The following is a 23,313-nucleotide window of genomic DNA, read 5'->3' as shown; positions in this document are numbered from 1 at the left end:
GTCGCCTCCGCCGACACGTGACTGTCCGCCACGACACCCTCACCGTCCGCTGGCTCGGCTACGCGACCACCCGCCTCTCGGGGCCCGAAACCACCGTCTACACCGATCCCGGCCGCTACGGCGTCCTGACCGGCGAGTGGCAGCCTCCCGAGGGCCTCGACACCCGACATCCCGCCGGCCCGGCCTACGACGCCCGCGACGGCGACGCCGTCCTCGTCACCCACGACCACCACTACGACCCCGACGGGATTCGCCGGGTCGCCGCGCCGGACGCCACGCTCGTCGTCTACGAGGGTGTCGGCGCCGAACGGGCGGGTCGTCCCCCGTCGCCCGAAGCGCTCGCGGCGAACGAGGGCTACGATCTGATTCGGATCGGGGAGCGGGAGACGGTCGAGGCGGCGGGCGTCACCGTCCGAAGCCTGCCCGCGTACAACGACCCCGACGGGCCACACGCGAAGCCGGACAGGTCGGTCGTCCACCCCGAGGGGTTCGGCGTCGGCTACCGCTTCGTCGTCGACGGCGTCTCGGTCCTCTGGCCCGGTGACTCAGACGTGTTGCCCCTGCACCGCGACCTCGACGCCTCCCTCTTTCTCGCCAACGTCTCGGGATCGGTGTGTATGGACCGCCACGAGGCGGCCGCCCTCGCCGAGGCACTCGATCCGGACCTCGTCTGTCCGATCCACTACGACACGCAGTCGTTTCTCGCGGCGGATTCGCGGGCGTTCGCGGCCGACGTGGCCGCTCGCGGCGTCCCCGTCGTCCTCGACGAAGGGTGGGACTGAGGCGTCAGGCGTCGACGTCGACGGTCGTGCCGCCGGCCGCCGCGTCGACGTCCGCGTCCTCCCAGTCGCCGATTCGCCGGAAGTCGACGCCCGCCTCCTCCAGGATGTCGACCAACGTCGCGTTCCCCCGCGGCACGTCGATGTAGTCGCCGTCGACGTGGGCGTCCGGGTGTTCGGCGGGTTCGGGTTCGAAGTGGGCCGCGAGTTCGAGGCCATCCGGGTGGCTGTACCCCCGGATGTGGGTCTGCCACCAGTGCATCCCCGACGGGTGATCCCGCACGTAGCGCACCCGCCGCAGGTTCACGATCTCGTTGCGGTAACTGTACGACATCTCCCACCCCGGCTCGAAGAAGCGCTCGCCGAGAAACGCCTCCGCCTCGGGTTCGTCCATCGCGACGACGACGGCCGGGTTCTCGGGCTTTGGTTTCGAGAAGAACGTCTTGCGGACCCACCAGAACGAGCGTCGAAGCGCCTTGAGCGGCGTCTCGGGCAAGTGGCGTAGCCGCTCGATGTCGAATTCGAACGTCATACATCCAATACGTTCGCCGAGGATATAATTCTCGCCGTCGCTACAGGACGCCCATCTCGTCCAGTCGGGTCGGGAGGTACTCGTCGGTGACGAAGTCCAGGCCACGGGAGGCGAGCGCCTGCTGTTCGGCCTTCTTGCCGATGTCGAGTTGGAGTTCGATCTGTTCCTCCCAGTAGTCGGTCATGAAGCGTGGGTCCTCCAGTTCGGACTCCAAGGCGTTCACGTCCGAGTCCGCGAGCGGATCGGTCGGGAGGTCGTACTCCACGATGTCCTCGGGTTGGATGCCGACGAACTCGGCTTCCGGCGTCGCGAGATACTCCGAGAGGTGGGCGCTCTTGATCGAGCCGTACGCGACGGAGCCGTAGATGCGGTACGACCACGGGTCGCCGTCCGTGAAGACCACGACGGGGAGGCCGAGTTCGTCGTGGAGGCGCTTGGTGATCCGCCGGGTCGCGCGCGCCGGCTGGCCTTTGAGGTGGACGACGAGGGCGTTGTAGTCGGTGTCGAAGCCGTTCTCGACGAGGCGGTCACGCATCCCACCCGTCTCCACACAGAGGATGAAGTCGACGTCGTGATCCAGGAAGTCGATGGTGTCGGGGTTGTTCGGAATCTGGTAGCCGCCCTCGCCGACGTCCTCCTGACAGTGAATCTCGCGTTCGCCGCGGCGGGTCTGCTCTCGCAACTCCAGCGGCCCCATCAGCGTCGCCCCCGACTCCTCCGGACGCATGTGGAAGTCCTCCCGGGTCACCTCCGAGACGATTTCGAGGTCCTCGATCAGTTGGTTGGACTCGTCCTGATCCGAGAAGGCCGCCTCCTCGGCGTCCCACGACTCCGAGAGGTAGTAGAGTTCACGCAGCGTCGACGATCGCCCTTCCTCCAGCTGCCGGGCGAGGAAGTCGATGGTGTAGGTCGCCTTGAGGAGCTTCCGAGCGCCGCGCACGGAGTTGGCCGAGCGGGTCGAGGTGCGGTCGCCGTACACCCACACGCCGCTCTCCTCGTCGTACTCGATGTTGCTTTTCGTCCGGGTCGGGAGGGTCATCTCCGGCACTTCGCCGCGGGCGAACTGGTCGTAGAACTCCGCCGCGAGGTCGATCAACTGCTGTCGTGCGCGTTCGTCCTGTGTGCTCATGCGTTCACCGTGAGTTTCTCGCTCTCGACGCCCTCGACGTCGACGTCGAAGGTCACCTCCTCACCCACTTCGTAGGTGAGTGTCGCCGTCTCGCCCGCCGACACCGACGGGGACCACTGCACGAACCACTCGCCCTCTACGTCGACGACCGACGCGCCGTCGCTCACCGCCGTCGGCTCCGCGGTGACGATATCGGTCACCTCGGGCGCTTCCGTGCGATCCGAGTGGTTCTGCACCGCGAGCGTCACCGTCCCGTCCTCGACGGTGCGCTCGACGATCACGTTGTTCATGATGCGGCCGAGCGCGCCGTCGATGTTCGGGCGCTCCCGACCGGTCACCGCGGCGAGCTTATCGGCCATCTCCGGCAGAATCCGCCCGAGCACGTCCTGTTTCTTCCGGCGTTTCTCCAGCGACCGCCGGCGGTTGAGGTACGATTTCAATTCCCTCGCGGCTTCGCGGATGGCGAGTTCGACTTCGTCCTCGATTTCGGGGACGTTCGCCACCGCGTCCTTCGACTCGCTGGTGAAGGGGACGTTCGTCGAGGCGATGTGGACCATGATCACCGCGGGCCCGGAGGGGAGGCCGCTGCCGCCCGGCTGATCCAGGCCGTAGTTGCGCCAGCCGATGCCTTTCACCACGTCGGTGATGGCACACGCCCCGCGCTGGTAGACGAGGGGGACGCGGTTGGCAAAGCGCATCACGTCGACCGACCCCTCGCTCTCCAGGTCGCCGCCGTAGGCGATGCCGGCCTCGACGATGAAGGGGTCGCCGCCGTGGACATCGGCGTCACGGGTCGCCGCCGCGTAGAAGTCCGCGTCGAACTCCTTGCGGAGACCGGCCTCGACCAGGTCGGCGGTGATCGGCGAGAGACAGTCCGTCGGCGGCGCGAGGATATCCGTCCCGCGCATCGCCTCCAGTAACTCGGAGGCGGTGTCGCGGTCGTCCGCAATCGCCCGCACCCGCGGAAGGTCGTCGGGCACCGTCCGCATGTGCGTCCAGACCGCCTCGACGACGTTCCCGCGGGCCGTCTCGCCGAACGTCGCGTCCGCGGCCTCCTCGACCCGATCCGCGGAGCGGTCGACGTACGTCACGAGTTCGTCCCGGGTCGCCCGGTGGCGCGAATCGTCGGCCGCCGCGAACTTGTCCGCGAGGCGTTCGGCCAGCCCCTGCACCGCCGCGTCGTCCTTCCGGGTGCTGGTCGCGTCGTCGATCCGTTGGTACAGCGACGCGGTCAGCAGTTCGGGGCGCGTGAGTTCGCCCCACACCGCCTCGACGGCGTTCTCACGGACCGTGGTGCCGAACGTCTCGTCGAACTCCGCTTCGGCCGCGTCCGCGAGGTTGCCGACGATTTCGCCGAGTTCGTGGTGGGCGAGGTGCTCCCGGTCGCCGGCCGTCTCCGCCACCCGCTCGGCGAACCACGCCGTCGCCTCGGCGCTCTTGTTGGCGACGGCGTCGAGGACGGCGTCCTCCACGTCCGCCTCGTCGGTGGGCGAGGGTGTCGCCCACGCCATCTCGCGCCCGAAGTGTTCGTCGCGGAAACGGTCACACACCTTCGTCGCCGTCTTCCCGCCGACGCGCGTGAACTCGCCCTGGAGGAAGCCCGACACCGAATAGGACTCCGTCGCCTCCAGCATCTTCAGGAGCGTCCCGAGTTCGACGCCGTGGGGGTGGGGACGAATCTCCTCCGTCTCGTCGGGCAACTGGTCGGTGCCGCGCTCGAACTTCAGCGGCTCGTCCAGTCCCGGTTCCCGGAGCTCGACGCGGGCGTGCGGGTTGACGACCGCCGTGTGCTTGATGTAGTCGTGGAGCTGGTTGCGCGCCCTCATGTTCGCCTCCATCTCCAGCTCGATCCGGGTGCCGTGGGGGCGGTCCCACGAGGTCGTCTTCTCCTCCCTGATCTCCGGCTCGTTGTCGTCGGTGTCGACGATCAACTCGAAGTACTCGGCGTCGGCGCTGCCCTGCGTGCGGCTGGTGATCTTGGCGGGTTTGCCGGAGGTGAGCTGGGAGTAGAGGACGGCCGCGGAGATGCCGATCCCCTGCTGACCGCGGTTTTGCTCTCGCCTGTGAAATCGGGAGCCGTACAGCAGTTTCCCGAACACGCGCGGAATCTGCTCTTTCGTGATCCCCGGCCCGTTGTCCTCGACGATCAGTTTGTAGTAGTCGCCCGCCTCGGCGATTTCGACGTAGATGTCGGGGGCGATACCGGCTTCCTCCGTGGCGTCGAGGGCGTTGTCCACCGCCTCCTTGACGGCGGTAACCAACCCTCTGGCCCCGGAGTCGAAGCCGAGCATGTGTTTGTTCTTCTCGAAGAACTCGGCGATGGAGATGGCCCGCTGGTTCTCGGCCAGCTCCTCGGCGATGCCCCCCTCCTCGCCGAGCGTCGACTGGAACGATGTCATCTGTGGCCCTCTACCGCCACGACGTTTAAAAGGCCACCGGCAGCGTGGTGAAAGTGAAACGAGTGAGCCGGAGCCGCGCGCGAGCGCGTCCGAGGGGGGCGCCGCCGTGTACGGCGGCGGTTACCGCAATCGTCGTCGGAGGGGTCCGACGAACTGCGAACTCAACTTGGGAAAGTCGAAGCCGAATTTCACGCTACAGGAATAGTATCTCGCAGCGCGCGCACGCGTGCGAGCGTTTAAGAGGTGTGGCCATCTACGGCGAGTAGGTTCTATGGCTGACGAACAAGAGTACGGAGCCGGGCAGATACAGGTACTGGAGGGGCTTCAGGCGGTCCGGAAGCGTCCGGCGATGTACATCGGTTCGACGGACACTCGTGGTCTCCATCATCTCGTCTACGAGGTCGTCGACAACGCCATCGACGAGGCGCTCGCGGGCTACTGCGACGCCATCGAGGTAACCGTCCACGACGACGGCTCGGTGAGCGTCACGGACAACGGCCGCGGCATCCCCGTCGACACGCACGAGCAGTACGACCGGCCGGCGGTGGAGGTCATCATGACCGTCCTCCACGCCGGCGGGAAGTTCGACAACAAGTCCTACCAGGTCTCCGGCGGCCTGCACGGTGTCGGCGTCAGCGTCGTCAACGCCCTCTCCGAACGGCTGGTAGTGGAGATCAAACGCGACGGCGCCGTCTGGCGCCACGAGTTCGAACGCGGCGAACCCGACCCCGACGCCTTCGAGCGGGTTCGTGACCTCGATCCCGGCGAGGACACCGGGACGACCGTCCGCTTCTGGCCCGACGGCGACATCTTCGAACAGACGGACTTCTCGTTCGACACGCTGTCGACGCGGCTGCGCGAACTCGCCTTCCTCAACTCGGGCGTCGAAATCGGCCTCGCGGACGAACGCGACGGTGAGTCCGTCTCCTTCCGCTACGAGGGCGGCATCCGGGAGTTCGTCGAGTACCTCAACGAGACCAAGACCGCCCTCCACGGCGACGTGATCTACTTCGAAGACGAGGAGCAGGACATCGCCGTCGAGGTAGCGATGCAGGCCACCGACGAGTTACAGGGATCGATCCACGCCTTCGCCAACAACATCAACACGCGCGAGGGCGGCACCCACCTCACGGGCTTTAAGACGGCGCTCACGCGCGTCGTCAACGACTACGCGACCGACAATGGCCTCCTCGGTGACCTCGACGGCACGCTCAAAGGCGAGGACGTGCGCGAGGGGCTGACGGCCGTCATCTCGATCAAACACCCCGACCCGCAGTTCGAGGGACAGACCAAGACGAAACTCGGCAACAGCGAGGTCCGGGGCATCGTCGAGAGCGCCGTCCACCAGCAGCTCGGCACCTACTTCGAGGAGCACCCGGACACGGCCCAGTCCATCGTCGGCAAGGCCGCCGAGGCGGCGAAGGCTCGCCAGGCCGCCAAGAAGGCGGAGGAGCTCACCCGCCGCAAGAGTGCACTGGAGTCCACCGCCCTCCCCGGGAAGCTCGCGGACTGCCAGTCGAAAGATCCCAGCAAGTCCGAACTGTTCGTGGTGGAAGGTGACAGCGCCGGCGGAAGCGCAAAGCAGGGCCGGGACCGCGAGTTCCAGGCCATCCTCCCGCTGAAGGGGAAGATCCTGAACGTCGAGAAACACCGGCTCGACCGGATTCTGGAGAACGACGAGATTCGCGCGCTCATCACCGCCATCGGCACCGGCATCGGCGAGGAGTTCGACATCGAGGACGCCCGTTACCACCGGATCATCCTCATGACCGACGCCGACGTGGACGGCGCCCACATCCGCACGCTCCTGCTCACCCTCCTCTATCGGCACATGAAGCCGCTCCTCGAACGCGGCTACGTCTACGCGGCCAAGCCGCCGCTCTACCGGGTCCGGTACCGTGGCGAGACGTACGACGCCATGAGCGAGGAAGAACGGGACCGGATCGTCGAGGAACGATGTAACGGCAACCCGGATCAGGTCCAGCGGTTCAAGGGGTTAGGCGAGATGAACCCCGATCAGCTCTGGGAGACGACGATGAACCCCGAAAACCGGATTCTGAAGCGGATTACGGTCGAGGACGCCGCGGCCGCGGACAAGATGTTCTCCATCCTGATGGGTGACGCGGTGGGGCCGCGGAAACAGTTCATCAAGGAACACGCCGGTGACGCGGAGTGGGTGGACATATGAGCTCGGACGTCCCCGAAGGCGGCGACGACACGTTCGCCGCGGAAGTCGAGACGGCGCGCATCGAACAGGAGATGGAGCAGTCGTACATCGACTACGCGATGTCGGTCATCGCGGGGCGTGCCCTGCCGGACGCCCGCGACGGCCTCAAGCCCGTCCACCGCCGCATCCTCTATGCCATGCACGAGGCGGGCGTCACGGCCCGCGCCTCCCACCGGAAGTCCTCCTCCGTGGTCGGCGAGACGATGGGTGACTTCCACCCACACGGCGACTCCGCCATCTACGACGCGCTGGCGCGGATGGCCCAGGACTTCTCTATGCGCGCGCCGCTCGTGGACGGGCAGGGCAACTTCGGCTCCATCGACGGCGACCCGCCGGCCGCCATGCGCTACACCGAGTCACGCATGTCGCCCATCGCCGAGGAGCTGCTGGCCGACATCGAGAAAGACACCGTCGACTTCTCGCCCAACTACGACGGGCGCAAGGAGGAACCCGAGGTGTTGCCCGCGGCCTTCCCCAACCTCCTGGTCAACGGCTCCTCGGGCATCGCGGTCGGGATGTCGACGAACGTCCCGCCGCACAACCTCGGCGAGGTCATCGACGCGACGATCCACCTCATCGAGAACCCCGACTGCACCGTCGAGGACCTGATGGACCACGTCGTCGCCCCCGACTTCCCGACCGGCGCGAACATCGTCGGCCGCAACGCCATCTACAAGGCGTACAAGACGGGTCGCGGGCGCCTGCGGGTCCGCGCCGAGATGGAGGTGCGTGAGGATCGCATCGTCGTCACCGAACTCCCCTACCAGGCGAACAAGGCGCGACTCATCGAGCGCATCGCCGACGACGTGAACGAGGGCAAACTCGACGGGGTGCGCGACCTGCGCGACGAGTCCGATCGCGACGGCATCCGCATCGTCATCGAACTCAAGCGGGGCGCGAACCCCGAGGTGGTCGAGAATCAGTTGCTCGAATCCCACCTGGAGACGACCTTCGGCGTCATCAACCTCGCGCTGGTCGACGGCCAACCGCGCGTGCTCGACCTCAAGGAGACCCTGAAGGTCTACCTCGATCACCGCCGCGAAGTCGTGCGCCGACGGAGCGAGTACGACCTCGAAGCGGCCGAGGACCGCGCACACATCCTCGAAGGGCGCCTCACGGCACTGGAGAACGCCGACGAGGTGGTCGAACTCATCCAGGACGCCGAGGACCGCGACGCGGCGAAGAAGGCGCTCCAGGCCGCGTTCGGCTTCTCCGACGATCAGGTCGACCACATCGTCGCGATGCAGCTCGGCAGCCTCACGTCGATGGAGGCCGCCGAAATCGACGACGAGTACGCGTCGGTGCAGGCGGAGATCGAGCGCCTGACGGAGATTCTGGAAGAGGAGTCGGAGCTCCTCGGCGTCATCGAGGACGAACTCCGCGAAATCGAGGAGGAGTACGCCGACGAGCGCCGCACCCGGGTCATCGAGGACACCGGCGAGGTGACCGACGAGGACCTCATCCCCCAGGAGGACACCCTCGTCGTCGTCAGCGAGGACGACTACATCAAGCGGATGTCGCTGTCGACCTTCCGTGCCCAGAACCGTGGCGGGAAGGGGATCATCGGCGCCGACCTGAAGGAGGGTGATCGCGTCTCCTCCGTCTTCCTCGCGAACACCCACGACTACCTGCTCTGTTTCACCAACCACGGGCAGGTCTACAAGCTGAAGACCTACCAGGTGCCGGAGATGAGCCGGACGGCGCGGGGGAAGTCGGCGGTCAACCTGCTGGACCTCGACGACGGCGAGGAGATAGAGGCCGTCGTCGACTGCGAGAACCTGGAGGAGGGCGCCGGACGCTATCTGACGATGGCGACCCGGAACGGCCGGGTCAAGCGAACGGCCGTCGAGGAGTTCGGCAACATCCTCTCGACGGGTATCCGCGCCATCCGGCTGGAGGAGAGCGACGAACTCGTCGACGTGGAGTTGACCGACGGCGACCACGACCTGATCGTCGCCAGCGCGGGCGGCATGAGCATCCGCTTCGACGAGAGCGAGGTGCGGCCGATGGGGCGTGACGCCCGCGGCGTCGGCGGCATCAAGCTGGAAGGCGACGACTACGTCGTCGGTCTCGCCGCGGTCGATCCGGACGAGCACAGCTGGGTGCTCACCGTCACCGACAACGGCTACGGCAAGCGGACGGCAATCGACGCCTACCGCCAGCAGTCCCGGTACGGCAAGGGGCTGATCGACATCAAGACCAACGAGCGCAACGGCGCCGCCTGCGCCATCGACGCCGTCTCGCCCGGCGATCACCTCGTCGCGATGAGCGAGGACGGACAGATCGTGCGCACCCCCGTCGAGGGCATCTCGACGGTCGGGCGCAACACGATGGGCGTCATCGTGATGGACCTCGATGCCGGCGACTCGGTGGCGTCGGTGGCCGTGATTCCGGCCGGTCGGGGTGCGGACGGCGAAGACGAGGCCGAGGACGCAGACGCCTGATCGGCCCTACAGGATCCGTTTTCCCAGCGCGCTCGCGGCGAGTTCGACCGCCAACTCCGCGGTCCGGTTGTGATCGTCGAGAATCGGATTCACCTCCACGAGTTCGAGCGACCGCACCGCCGCCGCGTCGGCGACCCGTTCGAGCGCCGCGTGCGCCTCGCGGTAGGTGACGCCGCCGCGGACGGGGGTCCCGACGCCGGGGGCCTCGGTGGGGTCCAGCCAGTCCAAATCGAGGCTGACGTGGACGCCGTCGCGACCGCAGGCGGCGTCGAGGGCCTCGGCGACGACGGCCGTGATGCCACGGTCGTCGATGTCGGAGATGGAGAACGCGGCGATGCCGTGCTCACGGATCGCCTCGCGCTCGCCGGGGTCGAGGTCACGAACGCCCACGAGCGCGACGGTTTCGGGGTCGACGCCGGCGGCGTTCGCCCACGGCGTCTCGGCGAACTCGCCGAGGCCGAGAATCGCCGCCAGCGCCATCCCGTGGACGTTGCCGCTCGGCGTCGTCACCGGCGTGTTCAGGTCGCCGTGGGCGTCGAACCAGAGCACCCCGACGTCGGCGTCGCGGGCCGATCCGACGACGCTCCCGATGGCGACGGAGTGGTCGCCGCCGAGGACGAGCGGCGTCTCCCCCGCCGCGAGGGCGTCGCTCACGTCGTCGGCGAGGCGGGTGCAGACGGATTCGATGGCCGCGAGGTACTTCGCGTCGTCGCGGCCGGGGTCGTCGCTCTCGACGCGCCCGACCCGTAGGTCGCCGTGATCCCGTGGCGTGTGGCCGATGGCGGACAGCGCGGCGGCGAGGTCGGCGTAGCGAATCGCCGAGGGTCCCATGTCGACGCCGCGTCGGTTCGTGCCGTAGTCGGTGGGGGCGCCGACGATGCGGACGGTGTCGTTCATACGGGTCGTTCGCGCGGAGCGCGTAAAGAGGCAGTCCCGGCGGTGCGCGACGACTCACTCCAAATACGGTTCACACACCCGCGCGACGCCCTCCTCGACTCGTCGGGCCTCGCGCTCGCAGGGCTACTCCAAATACGGTTCGCACACCCGCGCGACGCCCTCCTCGACTCGTCGGGCCTCGCGCTCGAAGCCTCACTCCAAATACGGTTCACACACCCGCGCGACGCCCTCCTCGAACCCCACGTCCGGTTCCCACCCCGTCGCCTCGCGGAGTTTCGTCGCGTCGGCCATCGTGTCGTGGACGTACACGTCGAGGGGGTTCTCGACGTACTCGGGGTCGACATCGGTGCCGAGTTCGTCGTTGATCATCTCGACCATCGTGTTGAAGTCGTAGCTCTCGCCGGTGCCGACGTTGTAGATGCCCTCCAGCTCGTGGTCGGCAGCGAGTTCGATGGCCCGAACCACGTCGTCGACGTGGGTGAAATCCCGCGTCTGGGTGCCGTCGCCGAACAGGACCGGCGCCTCGCCGCTCGCGATGGCGTCGGCGAACTGTGCGACGGTGTTCGCGTACTCCCCCTTGTGCTCCTCGGCGCCACCGTACCCCTGATAGACCGAGAAGAATCGGAGGCCGGCGAGCGTCACGTCGTAGTGGTTGCCGAAGTATTCGGCGTAGCGTTCGCGGGCGAGTTTCGACGCCTCGTAGCAGGTGCGGGCCTCGATGGGCATGTCCTCGGGTGAGGGGTCGGTCCGGGAGCCGTAAATCGAGGAGGTGGAGGCGTAGACGACGGTGTCACAGCCGTCCTCTCGGGCCTGTTCGACCGTGTTGACGAATCCCTCGACGTTGACGCGCGTGGCCTCCCGCTTGTGCTCCTCGACCATCGTGTACGAGGAGTAGGCCGCGAGGTGAAAGAGGGCGTCCACGTCGGTCGGCAGGTCGTCGTCGAGGACGCTCCCGTCGACGAACTGCACGTCGTCCGTGAGGTTCTCGGGCGTTCCGAGGTGGCAGTCGTCGAGGGCGATGACCTCGTTGTCGGCGGCCAGTCGATTCGCCAGATTCGAGCCGATGAACCCCGCACCGCCCGTCACGAGGGCGCGCTTCCCTTCCATGATTGGCGTCACGTCAGACGAATGGAAAGCGGTATCGCTTTCGTACCGACGGTCGAACCGAAATTCGAAACCGATCGCAACATCCATCGAATTTAATAACGCGAGCGACCAATCGTGAAGTATGTCATCAATCGAACTAACGTCGAGTCAGAAGACGATCCTCACGGCCCTCATCAACCTCCACCGCGAGACCGAGGATGCGGTGAAAGGTGAGGACATCGCGGCGGAAGTCGACCGGAATCCGGGGACGATCCGCAACCAGATGCAGAGCCTGAAAGCCCTCCAGCTCGTCGAGGGCGTACCGGGACCGAAGGGCGGTTACAAGCCGACGGCGAACGCCTACGAGGCCCTCGACGTGGATCAGATGGACGAACCCGCGGCCGTCCCCCTCCTCCACAACGGCGAACCCGTCGACACGGCGAACGTCGGCGAAATCGATCTCTCCTCGGTCCACCACCCCGACCTGTGCCGGGCGGAGATTCACGTTCAGGGGTCGGTCCGCGAGTTCCACGAGGGCGACAGCGTGCGCGTCGGCCCGACGCCGCTGTCGAAACTCGTCATCGACGGCACCGTCGACGGCAAGGACGACACCGACAACATCCTCATCCTCCGCATCGACGACATGCGGGCGCCGGCGGAGGAGCCGGCGCACTGAGGGACGCCCCCGCGAGGCCGGGTCGCGTCACCGCTCGCCTCATCGACGTCCCACACGTTCGTCTCTTCTCGTCGACGCGTCGCTCCGCGGATCTTCCTGTCCGTCGACCGTCATCAGCGAGGAATCGCCGCGCTCTTTAGCCGCCTGTCACATGTCCGACCAGGCGTCGATGGCCCGGCCGATGGAGGAGACGTCGGCGATCCAGCGCGCGGCGACGAACTTCTTGAGCATCTCGGCGCCGACGCCGCCGAACGTGTTGATCGGCAGTACGTCGACCCCGTGGGCGACCGCCTCGTCGCCGACGGAGACGAGCGTCCCCTTGTCGTCGTAGGTCCACGTCCGGAGCGACTGCCCCTTGGCGGCCCGGAAGAGGTTCTCGCCGGCGACTTCGGCGGCCTGCCACGCGGCCTGGGCGGTGGGCGGGGCGAACTCTTCCGGACCCTGCTCGATCAGGGCGGTGTCGCCGATGGCGAAGACGCGTTCGTCGCTCGTCCGGAAGTCCTGATCGGCGTACACCCGGTTGCTCCGGTCGTCCTTGTCAATGTTCGCGTCCCCGAGTTCCGGCTGTCCCGTGATGCCGCCGGTCCAGAGGAACACGTCGTAGTCGAGTTCGGTCGGCTCCTCGTCCTCGCCGCCGCCGACGTAGATGGTGTCCTCGTCGACCATGGAGACGAATTCGCCGCACATGATGTCGACGCCGGCCTCCACCAGATGCTTGCGGAGCGCCCCCTGGAGTTCGGGGTCGTTGCCGGGGAACACCTCGTCTAACCCCTCGACGAGCGTCACGTCGATCGGGGCGCGGTGTTCGTCGCGGTAGGCGGCGACTTCGCCGGCGGACTGGATGCCGGAGAGGCCGGCGCCGCCGACGACGACCTGTGCCGGATCGGATCGGGTGGCGTCGGCGGCCGCCGCGGCCACGTCTTCGTGCATCTCGCGGGCGTCGTCTAGCCCTTTGAGGGTGTGGGCGTACTCCGCCAGCCCCTCGATCCCGTAGAAGGCGGTGCTGCTTCCGAGCGCGACGAGGAGGTAATCGTAGTCGACGGCGTCGCCGGATTCGAGTTCGACGCGTCGATCCTCGACGTCGACGCCCGTGACGCGGCCCTGCCGGAACGTCGTCTCGGGGGATTTGATCTCGTCGACCGGAATCGTGATCTTCGGCGCGACGCTCGTGTCCCGAATGACACGGTGAGACTCGTGGAGAACGAGATGATAGTCGTGCTCGGAGATCCAGGTCAGTTCGGCGGTGCCGTCGTTTACGTCTTCGAACCGTTTGACGGCGCCCGCACCCGCGTACCCGGACCCGAGAACGACGACCTGAGCAGTCATACGCGCCACTCGACCGTCGTCCGTTATAGGGGTGTTGAAACGCCCGTGAGACGGCCTGAATCGGCCGTTTGTCGAACTTGCTGTCGACGACCGTCGATGTCTACAGCGAGAGGTCGGCGTGCCACGCGTCGGCGCCCGCCTCCGTTCGGCGCTCGTCCATCTCGTGGAGCAGCGCCGCCGCGAGGCTTCCGACTTCGGCGGCCCGGCCCTCGCCTTCGGTGCGGAACTCGCCGGTCGAGCGGTTGGCGAAGACGGTACACACCGCGCCGGCGCGGAGGCCGTACAGGTTCGCGAGCGTGAGGATCGAACTCGCCTCCATCTCGACGTTCTTGACGTTCGCCGCCCGGAGGTCGTCGAGCAACGTGTCGCTACCGGCGGCCTCGAACCCCTCGAACCCCTCGCGAGCCTGGCCGGCGTAGAAGCTGTCGGTACTCATCGTCACGCCGCAGTGGTAGTCGTAGCCGAGGCGTTCGGCGGCGGCGACGAGCGCCGAGACGACCGCGTGGTCGGCGACGGCGGGGTAGTCCTCGCGGACGTACTCCTCGCTCGTCCCCTCTCCTCTCACCGCGCCGGTGGTGATGACGAGGTCACCAACGTCCATCTCGGGCTGGAGCGCGCCACAGGAGCCGACGCGGAGGAACGTCTCCGCGCCGACGCGCGCGAGTTCCTCAACGGCGATGGCCGCCGACGGACTGCCGATACCCGTCGAGGTGACCGACAGCGGCGCGCCCTCGTAGGTGCCCGTCGCCGTCCGGTACTCGCGGTGTTCGGCCACCGTCTCGGCGTCGTCCCAGCGGTCCGTGACGATGGCGACACGCTCCGGGTCGCCGGGGAGGAGGACGGTGTCGGCGACGTCGCCGGGGGCGACGTCGAGGTGGTACTGTCGGTCGGTCGCGTCGCTGGCCATGCGCGACCTACGGCGAGGAGCGTAAAGTATCGTCGCGTTACCGGTAGTCGGGCGTGACCCAGCTACAGGTAGAGCAGGTGTGGATACCGTGGACGTTGGTCACGTCGCTCTCGCAGGACGGACAGGTCGAGAGCTCCGTCGGGTCGGTCGTCGGGGTCATGAGTTCTGCCATCTCGTTAGTACGATGACAGCCTTATTATAAAAATCTTTCCCGAACTCTTCACGCTATATAGCATTATTGTGCATGTTACTAAATCTCAGAATTTCATATTTGTGCATACGTTTTGCTTATTCTGTCTTCTTACTATGTTTGGCCGATTCTAATGTCTCCGGGCCGATGGTTGCGGGGAGGAGTTCGCCGAGCGTGTACGTCGTCGTCGATTCGTCGCCGTCGTCACAGACGACCGGGAGGTCGTCGTCACAGAACTCCGCAAGCGTCTGCCGGCACATCCCACAGGGAGTGACGCCGTCACGGACACCCGAGGAGACGGCGAGACGGTCGAACTCGCGGTGGCCGTTTTTCACCGCCTCCGCGATAGCGACTTCCTCCGCGTGGAGGCTGTTGCTGTAGTTGGCGTTCTCGATGTTACAGCCCGTGAAGACGGTGTCGTCGGCGGTTCGAAGCGCGGCTCCGACGGTGTAGTCGGAGTAGGGAACGTACGCCGCGTCGAGGGCCGAACGGGCCGCCTCGATGAGTTCGTCGGTCACGCCGGCCCTACGGTCGGGGCGGGCATATACGCTCGCCCGTGCCGGGCGTATACGTCGCTCCGGTCCCAACGTCGACCGATGCCAACGTATCGAACGCTTGTCCGACGACTCTCGGCGCTCGGCGTGCTGGCCGGTATCGTCCACCTGCTCGTGCCGAATCGACTGCTCACGGCGGCCGAGTGGGGATACGACCGCCTCCTCGCCGTCGAATTCGTCCCGCGCTCGGCGGCGACTCGCCGCGTCCGACTGATCGGTCTCCTGATGCTCGGCGGCGCGGCGCTTTGCTATCGCCTGCTCGGCCGCTAGCGCTGACGCGTCGGCCGGACTCGCGCCGTGGCGAGGGCGTCCTCCGGACGGATCGTCGCCCTACGACTGCCCAGCCGCCGCCAGCGACCCGGGGCGCTTTTGCTTCCGGAGCACCGATCCCCAGTATGTCGCTTTCCCGGAGCGAGGACGCAGGACCGAACCGGCGACGGGCGCTTCTGGCCGTCACGCCGTTTCTGTTGCTCGGCCTCGCCGACGTGCTCCTCCTCCTCTTCTGGGGGATCGAACCGCTCTGGGCGTTCGCCATCCTGCCGCCGATTCTCTTCTGTACGGTACTCGCGTGGCTCGCGTTCAGCACCGACTTCCTCGACGAGCGGACCTAGCGCCCGGTGTCGTACTTGTAGGTGGCGCTGTCGGGGTCGATGCCGAAGTCCTCGGCCGCCTCGGCCGTCGAGTCCTCGTCCGGGTCGTGTGGCGCTGCGTTCTTGAACGCCTCCCGCAACCGATCCGGCATGACGAAGTCGTCGACGCCGATGCTCGTCGCGACGGCGTCGGGCTGTATCGTCTCCCGTTTGGTCGCCAGTCGCTCGCGCAGCTTCTCCGGCAACGCGTTCGATTCGAGCGGTTCGAAGCCGAACTGCGTCAGATACGCCGGCTCGTCGGTCAGCGAGTACACCGTCTCGAACCCCTCTGCCTTCGCCGTCTCGATCAGCCGCTCGACGACGTGCGCGCCGACGCCCTGCCCCTGCCACGCGGGGAGGACGCCCAGCCCCGTGAGTTCACAGAGCTCGCCGTCGTCGGTCTTGTGGATACGAACGCGGCCGAACCCCGCCCGCTCGTCCGTCTCCTCGTCGACCGCGATGACGTAGTCCCGAGATCGAAAGCCGGCGTCGTCCAGGGCCATCTCCTCGATGTGATCGAGCAACCAGACCTCGTCTCGGTTCTTGGCGTCCCGGACGTACATGCCCCGAGGTAGTCGACGCGGAATAAAAAGGATTTGCCGGGGCCGCCACTCGATTCTCACTCGCTGGTAAGCACCGCGGCATTATTGTCAATGGAAGTGAATTTTGAGCGTATGCCAGTCGAGACCCTCGCCGTCGACGTGGTAACCGCCCGACGAGACACGTCACTTACGGAACTCGCCAAGCGAATGCTCGACGAGGAGATCGGTGACCTCGTGATCGCCGAGGACGACCGTCCGGTCGGCATCGTCACCGACCGCGACGTCGCGCTCGCGGTGGCGCGATACGACGACCTCTCGACGCTCACCGCGGCGGACGTGATGACGCCCGATCCGGTGACGATCCACCGCGACGCCACCGCCGTCGACCTCCCCGCCACGATGGCCGAGGGTCGCGTGCGTCGTATCCCGGTCGTCGACGACGACGGCCGACTCGTCGGCATCGCGACGCTCGACGACGTGGTCGCGACCCTCGGGGAGATGCTGAAGGACGTGGCGACGGTCATCGAATCGCAGTCCCGGGAGTTCGAACCGGAGGCGTGATACGGAGTATTGTAACTATTCACCGGTGGATCGCCGGATCGTCTCGCCGACCCACCGGTGATGACTTATAATAATCCGTATGACACCGCCGCGACGAGTCGATCCGGGCGCTCGCCGTGCCGTAAAAGGTGCAAGAACGGTGACCGCACCGTTCCCGTGATCGCTTCAGTACGGCAGGAAGTACAGCCCGATGGCGAACACCGGGAACAGCACCAGCATGACGATCATCGTGTAGCCGAGGATGTCGCGGGCACGAACCTTGGTCAGCCCGAGGAGCGGAATCGCCCAGAACGGCTGGAACATGTTCGTCCACATGTCGCCGACACCGTAGGCGACGATGGCCTTCCCCGGCGGGACGCCGAGTTCGACCGCCGCGCTGCCGACGACGCCGCCGATGATGCCCCACTCGCCGCCGCCGCTCGGGACGAACAGGTTCATGACGCCGCCGAGGAGCCACGCGACGACCGGGAACGTCTGCGGCGTCGCCACCGCGAGCAGCCCCTCCGCGATCAGGTCCGAGAGGCCTGAGTTGCTGATGATCCCCAGAATGCCCGCGTAGAAGGGGAACTGCAGGATGATGCCCGCCGCACCCTCGGTGGCGTCACGGATCGTCTCCATGTACGCCGCCGGCGTCTTGTGCAGGATGAGGCCGAGTGCGATGAACGTGAAGTTGAAGACGTTCAGGTCGAGAGCCTCCCCGATGCCGCCGGCGTTGATGAAGTACTGCACGACGTAGACCAACATCCCGATGGCGATGATGTAGGCGACGGCCCGGCTGTCGTTGAGGCGGTCGGCCGGCGACCGGCTCATCTCGACGCCTCCCGCCGTCGGCGTCCCGCCGTCCGAGATAGCCTCCTCCGGATCGTCCTTCAGCAGGCTCGGGGCGTACTCGTCGATGCCCGTCGCGTCCTCCTCGTCGGGGGAGAGGAAGGCCAGCACCGGAATCACCGTCACGAACACGAGGACGGCGATGCCGAACGCGTAGATGGTGAAGACGCTCTCGTTCAGCGGGACGATGCCGATGATGTCCTGGAAGGGGTGGCCGTCCGTCGCGGAGAGTAGCCCCGCGCTCGTCGACGGGCCGACGTGCCAGATGGTCTGGCTCGTATAGCCCGCGGCACACAGGATGGGGTAGTGGAACGTCTTGCCCCGCTCGTGGCCCGCCCGTGCCACGAAGATGGCGAAGATGGCACCGACGATGAGGCCGATGCCCCAGTGGAGATAGCCGAAGATCAACGAGATGGCAGCCACGAGCGCCGCCGCCTGTGTGTTGTCGTTCGGAACCGACGCGAGCTTGTTCAGATAGCCGCTCACGAAGTCGGAGTCCGCGACGGCGTAGCCCGTCACCAGGATGAGCACCATCTGCATCGCGAAGGTCAACAGCGTCCAGAAGCCGTCGTACCAGTTCACGATGTTCTGATACGGCCCATCGGGAGTGAGCACAATCGCCGCGACGTACGCGATGAGCGTCAGGATCACCGCGAAGAGGAACGGGCTCGGAACCCATTTTTCAGACCAGTCCGCCATCGACCGTCCGAACGACTGCACGCGCTGTCTGGCTGTCATACGTCCCCATGGATCATGAGGGTCGTTGATAAATCTGTCCGTAGTCGGCGTACGGATCGTCGATGTGACGTATCTTCACAGTGGTACGTCGTCGAGGCGAACGTCGCCGTCCGCACCGACCACCACGTCCGCGTCCGTCGCCCCGTCCGGGAGCACGACCGTCCCACCCCTCGCGAGCGGCGCCACGACGCCCGCGACGACCGCCCGCGGATCGGTCAGGGGCGCCCGGAGCGCGACCGACGTTCCGGAGTCGATACCCGTCGCGTCGGCGACACTCGTCGCCGCCGCCAACACCTCGCGGTGCGTGTACGTCGCCGCGTCGACGTCGTCGGCCCTTGGCCGACTGCCCGCGGAGCGTGGCTCCGTGCCGTCCAAGACAACTTCCTCGGCGTCACGCTCGCCCGGTGGCCGGACGGGGTTCTCGCTCCAGACCGTCCGCTCCCAGTGGACGACCCCCGGATCGTCGGGCGCGTCGCCGTAGACGACGACTTTTCGCTCGGGCCGCCTCGCCACCTCGCCCTCGCGGGCGGCGGGGACGAGGACGGCCCGTGACTCCGCCGCCGTGTCGAACGTCACGCGCGCGCCGAGACACGCGGCCCCGAACAGCGTCAGGAGCGGTTGTGGCGCCGGATCGGGGTCGAGCGCCACCCGTGCCCCCGCGTGGACGCCGCAGTGGCTGAGCGCGTGCCCCGCCTTCCACGCGGTGGTGCAGAAGTCCCGGTAACTGAACTCCCGGCCCGTCGCGTCGACGCGAAGCGCCACCTCGTCGCTCCGTCGGTCGCGCGCGACGACGTCGCCGAGGACGTGCATCTGTTCATACTGCCGGCTGTAACTGTTTCAAGGTATCTATCACCCCGCGGTGACGGATATCTCGATTGACTCACAGCCGGCAGTATCAGAAACTGCTCTTGATCCGCTCGAAGAAGCCCTCGTTCACGTCGACTTCCTCGCCGCCGGCCTCCGCGAAGCGCTCCAGTGCTTCCCGTTGCTCTTTGTTCAGGCTGTCCGGCGTCACGACCTGCACCTGCACGAAGAGGTCACCCCGCCCGCGACGGCGGAGGCGTGGCATCCCCTTGCCCTGCAGGCGGAAAGTTTCGCCGCTCTGGGTGCCCGCGGGCACGTCCATCTCGACGGTGCCGTCGAGGGTCGGCACCTCCACCGTGTCGCCGAACGTCGCCTGCGGGAAAGAGATGGGATGCTGGTAGTGCAGGTCGTCGCCGTCGCGGTCGAAATCGGGGTGGTCCGCGACCGACACCTCGATCAGCAGGTCGCCGTTCGGCCCGCGGTTCGGTCCCGGCGCCCCCTCGCCCTCCATCCGGAGGGTCTGCCCGTCGCGGATGCCGGCCGGGATGTCGACGGTCAGCGTCGACTCCTCGCGCACCTGCCCCTCGCCGCCACAGGTCGAACACGTCTCGCTGTAGAGGGTTCCCTCGCCGTCACACCGGCGGCAGGTCCCCGTCTGTTGCATCCGCCCGAACGGCGTCTGTTGGACCTGAGTCACCTGCCCCTGGCCGTCGCAGTTGGGACACGTCCGCTCGTCGGCGTCCGGGGGGTGGCCCGCGCCGTCACAGTCCGAACACCGCGACGGACGGGTGACGGTGAACTCGCGTTCGACGCCCTCGAACGCCTCCTCCAGGTCCAGCGAGAGCGACGTGCGGAGGTCCTGCCCCTGTCGGGGGCGGTTGCCGCCGCGGCCGCCGCCGCCGAAGAACTGCTCGAAGATGTCGCCGAAGCCGCCGGCACCGCCGCCGCCGAAGGGGTTGCCCCCCGCGCCGCCGGCACCGCCGTCGAACCCGCCGCGCTTCTCGGCCTGCTCGAAGCGCTCGTGGCCCATCCGGTCGTACGCCTGCCGCTTCTCCTCGTCCGTAAGGATCTCCTTCGCCTTCTTGGCCTTCTTGAACTTCTCCTCGGCGTCGGAGTCGTCGCTCACGTCCGGATGGTACTCCGATGCCTTCTTTCGGTACGCCTGTTTGATCTCGTCCTCGTCGGCGTCCCGAGACACCCCGAGCACGTCGTAGAAGTCCTCCGTCATTTGTGTGATGTACTGAAGCTACGTATTTGAAAAACGCGGCTCGGCGGTTAGGCGTCGTCCTCGTCGTCTTTCTCCTCGAAGTCGGCGTCGACGTACTCGTCGCCGTCGGCGGCGCCGGCGCCCGCACCGCCCGGACCGGCGCCACCCATACCGCCCATGCCACCCATGCCGCCGGGGTCGGCACCCGCGCCGCCCGCGCCGGCCTGGGCCTGCTGCTGGTACATCTGCTTGCCGATCTCCTGGAGTTCGTCGGAGAGCGCCTCGGTGACCTCCTGCAGGTCCTCCGTCGTCGCGTCGTCGTCTTCGAGCGTCTCCTCGACGTCGCCGATGGCGTCCTCGATGGACGCCTGCAGGTCGTCGTCGACGTTCTCCTCGTTCTCCTCGAGGAGCGTTTCGGCCCGCTGGATCGCGCTCTCGGCCTCGTTGCGCGCCTCGATCCGTTCACGGCGCTGCTCGTCTTCCTCGGCGTGCTCCTCGGCTTCCTCCTGCATCCGCTCGATCTCCTCGTCGGAGAGGCCGGCGCCACCCTCGATGGTGATGGACTCGGCGTTGCCCGACCCCTTGTCCTCGGCTTCGACGTTGACGATGCCGTTCTCGTCGATGTTGAACCCGACTTCGATCTGGGGCGTGCCGGCGGGCGCGGGCGGGATGCCCGTCAGTTGGAACTCGCCGAGCAGTTCGTTCTCCTCCGCGATTTCGCGCTCCCCCTGGAACACCCGGACCTGCACCGAGGTCTGGTTGTCCGCCGCGGTGGTGAAGATCTTCGACTCCTCGGTCGGGATCGTGGTGTTCTTCTCGATCAGGCGCTCGAACAGGCCGCCCTTGACCTCGATCCCCAGCGAGAGGGGCGTCACGTCCAGCAGGACGATGTCGTCGACTTCGCCGCCGAGGACACCGCCCTGGATCGCCGCGCCCAGCGCGACGGCCTCGTCCGGGTTGACGTTCTTTTTCGGCTCCTGACCGACCAGTTCCTCGACTTTCGCCTGGACCTGCGGCATTCGGGTCGACCCGCCGACGAGGATCACCTCGTCGATGTCGCCTTTCGAGTAGCCGGCGTCGGCGAGCGCCTGCTCCGTCGGTTCGACCGTGCGTTCCAGCAGGTCGCTCGTCAGCGACTCGAACTTCGCCCGCGTCAGGGAGGTTTCGAGGTGGATCGGACCGCTGTCCGTCGCCGTGATGAAGGGCAGGTTGATGTCCGTCTCCTTGCGCGAGGAGAGTTCGACCTTGGCTTCCTCGGCGGCGTCTTTCAGCCGCTGGAGCGCCTGTCGGTCCTCGCGGAGGTCGACGCCGTGGTCGCTCTCGAACTCCTCGGCGAGGTGGTCGATGATCGCCTGGTCCCAGTCGTCGCCCCCGAGGTCGTTGTCCCCGTTCGTGGCGACGACTTCGTAGACGCCGCCACCCAGGTCGAGGACGCTCACGTCGAACGTGCCGCCCCCGAGGTCGAAGACGAGGACCGTCTGGTCGGACTCGTCGTCGAGGCCGTAGGCCATCGAGGCGGCCGTCGGCTCGTTGACGATGCGCTCGACCTCGAAACCGGCGATCTCGCCGGCGTCTTTCGTCGCCTGCCGCTGACGGTCGTTGAAGTACGCCGGTACCGTGATGACGGCTTTCTCCACGTCGTCGCCGAGATACTCCTCCGCGTCCCGCTTGATCTTCTGGAGGATCATCGCCGAAATCTGCTCCGGCGTGTACTCGTCGTCGTCGACGTCGACGGTGTAGCCCTCCTCACCCACGTGGCGCTTGATCGACTGGATCGTGCGCTCGGGGTTCTGGACGGCCTGATTCTTCGCCGGCTTGCCGACGAGCCGTTCGTCGTCGTCGGTGAAGGCGACGACCGAGGGCGTGGTTCGGTCGCCCTCGCCGTTGACGATGATTTCGGGGTCGTCCCCCTCCATCACCGCGAACGCGCTGTTCGTGGTGCCGAGGTCGATACCCAGAATTTTGTTGCTCGCCATCTTGTCCGTGATTACCGGTTTTGGTCGGTTAAAGGTTACTAGACGGGGTGAGGTGACCGGTCGATCCGGTGGGTCGCCGTCTTGCGATTAGGAATCATGTGAACGACTCACACCAGTCACGTTTATATAGAACTGCAATTCGTTCCGGCGACGGTCACAGGGGGTATCGTCACTGTCCAGAGATGCTCGCCGGGACGATCCGGCGAGAATCCCCGACGACTTCCCATAATCCCTATCAGCTCCCGTCGCTGACCGTCACCTGCGCCTCCTGGATGACCGACCCAGCCATCTCGTAGCCGGGGCGGTAGACGTCGACGACCGTCCCTTCGGGTTGGTCGCTCTCGACGCGCATCATCACCTGATGACGGGTGGGATCCACCTCGTCGCCGGCGTCGGGCTGGATCGGTGTCACGCCCTCCTCTTCGAGCACCTGATCGAACGACGCGAGCGTCGACTCGACGCCGTCGCGGATGTCGACGCCCTCGTCCTGATCGAGCGCGCGCACCAGGTCGTCGCGGACCGGCACCAGGCGGGTGAGGAAGTCCTCGGTCGCCCGCTCTTTGATCTCCTCCTGACGCTTTTTCGCGCGCTTCTTGTAGTTCTGGAAGTCGGCCTGCTTGCGCTTCAGTTTGGATTCGAGGTCGTCGGCGTGCTCCTCGGCGTCGGCCAGTTCGGCTTCGAGTTCCGCGATCCGGTCCTCCAGATTCCCGACGGCCGCGCCGAGTTCGGCGTCGTACTCTGCGACCCGATCCGCGAGGTCGACCGCCTCGCTCCCGTCCCCGGCAGCGCCCGCTCCCTCGGGGACGTCCGTCGTCTCCTCGGCCGCATCCTCGTGCATGGTCGAAGGAAACGCCTCGGGTTGCTTAAGACTTGCAGAACGCG

The 23,313-nt window shown here is 66.8% G+C and carries 22 protein-coding genes; 7 read left to right on the top strand and 15 right to left on the bottom strand.

Annotated features, from left to right (window positions below; translation table 11 throughout):
* Positions 1-17: 17 nt before the first annotated feature.
* The gene (locus DU484_RS13580; RefSeq protein ID WP_114606210.1) at positions 18-782 is read left to right on the top strand and encodes an MBL fold metallo-hydrolase; all 765 of its coding nucleotides are present in this window, start codon (positions 18-20) and stop codon (positions 780-782) included.
* A 4-nt stretch (positions 783-786) separates the two neighbouring features.
* Here the strand turns inward: DU484_RS13580 and DU484_RS13575 are convergent, their stop codons facing one another.
* From DU484_RS13575 to DU484_RS13565, 3 genes are read right to left on the bottom strand one after another with little or no spacing between them, the layout of a single operon-like run.
* Positions 787-1,311, bottom strand: a complete 525-nt coding sequence (locus DU484_RS13575) for a hypothetical protein (RefSeq protein ID WP_114606209.1) — start codon at positions 1,309-1,311, stop codon at positions 787-789.
* Between the two features lie 40 nt (positions 1,312-1,351).
* Positions 1,352-2,440, bottom strand: coding sequence for a DNA topoisomerase IV subunit A (locus DU484_RS13570; RefSeq protein WP_114586502.1), 1,089 nt, complete (start codon positions 2,438-2,440; stop codon positions 1,352-1,354).
* Positions 2,437-4,839 (bottom strand): DNA topoisomerase VI subunit B, encoded by a 2,403-nt coding sequence (locus DU484_RS13565; RefSeq protein WP_114606208.1) that lies wholly within the window; start codon positions 4,837-4,839, stop codon positions 2,437-2,439. Before DU484_RS13565 ends, DU484_RS13570 begins: the two co-directional genes overlap by 4 nt.
* Before the next feature lie 271 nt (positions 4,840-5,110).
* Here DU484_RS13565 and gyrB point away from each other — a divergent pair, with 271 nt between their 5' ends.
* Together gyrB and gyrA are read left to right on the top strand one after the other, a co-directional pair.
* Entirely contained in the window at positions 5,111-7,027 is a 1,917-nt protein-coding gene (gene gyrB, locus DU484_RS13560) for a DNA topoisomerase (ATP-hydrolyzing) subunit B (RefSeq protein WP_114586500.1), read from the top strand.
* Positions 7,024-9,510, top strand: coding sequence for a DNA gyrase subunit A (gyrA, locus tag DU484_RS13555; protein ID WP_114606207.1), 2,487 nt, complete (start codon positions 7,024-7,026; stop codon positions 9,508-9,510). The genes gyrB and gyrA overlap by 4 nt, the downstream gene beginning before the upstream one ends.
* Positions 9,511-9,516: 6 nt before the next feature.
* Here gyrA and rocF read toward each other — a convergent pair whose 3' ends face one another.
* Entirely contained in the window at positions 9,517-10,407 is an 891-nt protein-coding gene (gene rocF / locus DU484_RS13550) for an arginase (RefSeq protein ID WP_114586498.1), read from the bottom strand.
* 192 nt (positions 10,408-10,599) lie between these two features.
* Positions 10,600-11,514: an NAD-dependent epimerase/dehydratase family protein gene (locus tag DU484_RS13545; RefSeq protein ID WP_114587274.1), complete on the bottom strand. Its 915-nt coding sequence runs from the start codon at positions 11,512-11,514 to the stop codon at positions 10,600-10,602.
* Positions 11,515-11,635: 121 nt separating this feature from the next.
* On the opposite strand from DU484_RS13545, the gene DU484_RS13540 reads away from it, so the two are divergent.
* On the top strand, positions 11,636-12,169 hold the full coding sequence (locus tag DU484_RS13540) for an Rrf2 family transcriptional regulator (protein ID WP_114586497.1): 534 nt from the start codon (positions 11,636-11,638) through the stop codon (positions 12,167-12,169).
* Positions 12,170-12,316: 147 nt separating this feature from the next.
* Here DU484_RS13540 and DU484_RS13535 read toward each other — a convergent pair whose 3' ends face one another.
* The 4 genes from DU484_RS13535 to cdd form a co-directional block, all read right to left on the bottom strand.
* On the bottom strand, positions 12,317-13,495 hold the full coding sequence (locus tag DU484_RS13535) for an NAD(P)/FAD-dependent oxidoreductase (protein ID WP_114606206.1): 1,179 nt from the start codon (positions 13,493-13,495) through the stop codon (positions 12,317-12,319).
* 100 nt (positions 13,496-13,595) lie between these two features.
* Positions 13,596-14,402 carry a nucleoside phosphorylase gene (locus DU484_RS13530; protein WP_114606205.1) on the bottom strand — a complete coding sequence of 269 codons (807 nt, stop codon included), beginning with the start codon at positions 14,400-14,402 and terminating at the stop codon, positions 13,596-13,598.
* A 37-nt stretch (positions 14,403-14,439) separates the two neighbouring features.
* The gene (locus DU484_RS20470; protein WP_262342794.1) at positions 14,440-14,574 is read right to left on the bottom strand and encodes a hypothetical protein; all 135 of its coding nucleotides are present in this window, start codon (positions 14,572-14,574) and stop codon (positions 14,440-14,442) included.
* Positions 14,575-14,690: 116 nt separating this feature from the next.
* The gene (gene cdd, locus DU484_RS13525) at positions 14,691-15,110 is read right to left on the bottom strand and encodes a cytidine deaminase (protein WP_114606204.1); all 420 of its coding nucleotides are present in this window, start codon (positions 15,108-15,110) and stop codon (positions 14,691-14,693) included.
* A gap of 78 nt (positions 15,111-15,188) precedes the next feature.
* On the opposite strand from cdd, the gene DU484_RS13520 reads away from it, so the two are divergent.
* Positions 15,189-15,416 (top strand): hypothetical protein, encoded by a 228-nt coding sequence (locus tag DU484_RS13520; protein ID WP_114606203.1) that lies wholly within the window; start codon positions 15,189-15,191, stop codon positions 15,414-15,416.
* A gap of 125 nt (positions 15,417-15,541) precedes the next feature.
* Complete coding sequence (locus DU484_RS13515) at positions 15,542-15,757, top strand: hypothetical protein (RefSeq protein ID WP_114586492.1); 216 nt, start codon at positions 15,542-15,544, stop codon at positions 15,755-15,757.
* On the opposite strand, the gene DU484_RS13510 is transcribed toward DU484_RS13515, so the two are convergent.
* On the bottom strand, positions 15,754-16,338 hold the full coding sequence (locus tag DU484_RS13510; protein ID WP_114606202.1) for a GNAT family N-acetyltransferase: 585 nt from the start codon (positions 16,336-16,338) through the stop codon (positions 15,754-15,756). The two genes, DU484_RS13515 and DU484_RS13510, sit on opposite strands and share 4 nt — an antisense overlap.
* Positions 16,339-16,449: 111 nt before the next feature.
* Here DU484_RS13510 and DU484_RS13505 point away from each other — a divergent pair, with 111 nt between their 5' ends.
* Positions 16,450-16,878 carry a CBS domain-containing protein gene (locus DU484_RS13505; protein WP_114586490.1) on the top strand — a complete coding sequence of 143 codons (429 nt, stop codon included), beginning with the start codon at positions 16,450-16,452 and terminating at the stop codon, positions 16,876-16,878.
* Between the two features lie 165 nt (positions 16,879-17,043).
* On the opposite strand, the gene DU484_RS13500 is transcribed toward DU484_RS13505, so the two are convergent.
* The 5 genes from DU484_RS13500 to grpE form a co-directional block, all read right to left on the bottom strand.
* Positions 17,044-18,444, bottom strand: a complete 1,401-nt coding sequence (locus tag DU484_RS13500) for a short-chain fatty acid transporter (protein ID WP_222844851.1) — start codon at positions 18,442-18,444, stop codon at positions 17,044-17,046.
* A gap of 75 nt (positions 18,445-18,519) precedes the next feature.
* Positions 18,520-19,254 carry a class I adenylate-forming enzyme family protein gene (locus DU484_RS13495; RefSeq protein WP_114606201.1) on the bottom strand — a complete coding sequence of 245 codons (735 nt, stop codon included), beginning with the start codon at positions 19,252-19,254 and terminating at the stop codon, positions 18,520-18,522.
* An 85-nt stretch (positions 19,255-19,339) separates the two neighbouring features.
* Complete coding sequence (dnaJ, locus tag DU484_RS13490) at positions 19,340-20,476, bottom strand: molecular chaperone DnaJ (RefSeq protein WP_114606200.1); 1,137 nt, start codon at positions 20,474-20,476, stop codon at positions 19,340-19,342.
* Between the two features lie 47 nt (positions 20,477-20,523).
* A complete protein-coding gene (gene dnaK / locus DU484_RS13485) occupies positions 20,524-22,431 on the bottom strand; it encodes a molecular chaperone DnaK (protein ID WP_114606199.1) in 1,908 nt (635 codons plus the stop codon).
* A gap of 235 nt (positions 22,432-22,666) precedes the next feature.
* Positions 22,667-23,269 (bottom strand): nucleotide exchange factor GrpE, encoded by a 603-nt coding sequence (grpE, locus tag DU484_RS13480; RefSeq protein WP_114586486.1) that lies wholly within the window; start codon positions 23,267-23,269, stop codon positions 22,667-22,669.
* Positions 23,270-23,313 lie beyond the last annotated feature (44 nt).

The organism is Haloplanus rubicundus (genome assembly GCF_003342675.1).
GTDB classification, from domain to species: domain Archaea; phylum Halobacteriota; class Halobacteria; order Halobacteriales; family Haloferacaceae; genus Haloplanus; species Haloplanus rubicundus.
Note: the sequence above shows the minus strand (reverse complement) of the source record. Positions and strands in the feature narration are given on the sequence as shown.

What these genes read in the sequence shown, in the direction of transcription:
- DU484_RS13575 (WP_114606209.1), bottom strand. Translation starts at nt 1,311, where the DNA reads ATGACGTTCGAATTCGACATCGAGCGGCTACGCCACTTGCCCGAGACG.
- DU484_RS13570 (WP_114586502.1), bottom strand. Translation starts at nt 2,440, where the DNA reads ATGAGCACACAGGACGAACGCGCACGACAGCAGTTGATCGACCTCGCG.
- DU484_RS13565 (WP_114606208.1), bottom strand. Translation starts at nt 4,839, where the DNA reads ATGACATCGTTCCAGTCGACGCTCGGCGAGGAGGGGGGCATCGCCGAG.
- gyrB (WP_114586500.1), top strand. Translation starts at nt 5,111, where the DNA reads ATGGCTGACGAACAAGAGTACGGAGCCGGGCAGATACAGGTACTGGAG.
- gyrA (WP_114606207.1), top strand. Translation starts at nt 7,024, where the DNA reads ATGAGCTCGGACGTCCCCGAAGGCGGCGACGACACGTTCGCCGCGGAA.
- rocF (WP_114586498.1), bottom strand. Translation starts at nt 10,407, where the DNA reads ATGAACGACACCGTCCGCATCGTCGGCGCCCCCACCGACTACGGCACG.
- DU484_RS13545 (WP_114587274.1), bottom strand. Translation starts at nt 11,514, where the DNA reads ATGGAAGGGAAGCGCGCCCTCGTGACGGGCGGTGCGGGGTTCATCGGC.
- DU484_RS13540 (WP_114586497.1), top strand. Translation starts at nt 11,636, where the DNA reads ATGTCATCAATCGAACTAACGTCGAGTCAGAAGACGATCCTCACGGCC.
- DU484_RS13535 (WP_114606206.1), bottom strand. Translation starts at nt 13,495, where the DNA reads ATGACTGCTCAGGTCGTCGTTCTCGGGTCCGGGTACGCGGGTGCGGGC.
- DU484_RS13530 (WP_114606205.1), bottom strand. Translation starts at nt 14,402, where the DNA reads ATGGCCAGCGACGCGACCGACCGACAGTACCACCTCGACGTCGCCCCC.
- DU484_RS20470 (WP_262342794.1), bottom strand. Translation starts at nt 14,574, where the DNA reads ATGGCAGAACTCATGACCCCGACGACCGACCCGACGGAGCTCTCGACC.
- DU484_RS13520 (WP_114606203.1), top strand. Translation starts at nt 15,189, where the DNA reads ATGCCAACGTATCGAACGCTTGTCCGACGACTCTCGGCGCTCGGCGTG.
- DU484_RS13515 (WP_114586492.1), top strand. Translation starts at nt 15,542, where the DNA reads ATGTCGCTTTCCCGGAGCGAGGACGCAGGACCGAACCGGCGACGGGCG.
- DU484_RS13510 (WP_114606202.1), bottom strand. Translation starts at nt 16,338, where the DNA reads ATGTACGTCCGGGACGCCAAGAACCGAGACGAGGTCTGGTTGCTCGAT.
- DU484_RS13505 (WP_114586490.1), top strand. Translation starts at nt 16,450, where the DNA reads ATGCCAGTCGAGACCCTCGCCGTCGACGTGGTAACCGCCCGACGAGAC.
- DU484_RS13500 (WP_222844851.1), bottom strand. Translation starts at nt 18,444, where the DNA reads ATGACAGCCAGACAGCGCGTGCAGTCGTTCGGACGGTCGATGGCGGAC.
- DU484_RS13495 (WP_114606201.1), bottom strand. Translation starts at nt 19,254, where the DNA reads ATGCACGTCCTCGGCGACGTCGTCGCGCGCGACCGACGGAGCGACGAG.
- dnaJ (WP_114606200.1), bottom strand. Translation starts at nt 20,476, where the DNA reads ATGACGGAGGACTTCTACGACGTGCTCGGGGTGTCTCGGGACGCCGAC.
- dnaK (WP_114606199.1), bottom strand. Translation starts at nt 22,431, where the DNA reads ATGGCGAGCAACAAAATTCTGGGTATCGACCTCGGCACCACGAACAGC.
- grpE (WP_114586486.1), bottom strand. Translation starts at nt 23,269, where the DNA reads ATGCACGAGGATGCGGCCGAGGAGACGACGGACGTCCCCGAGGGAGCG.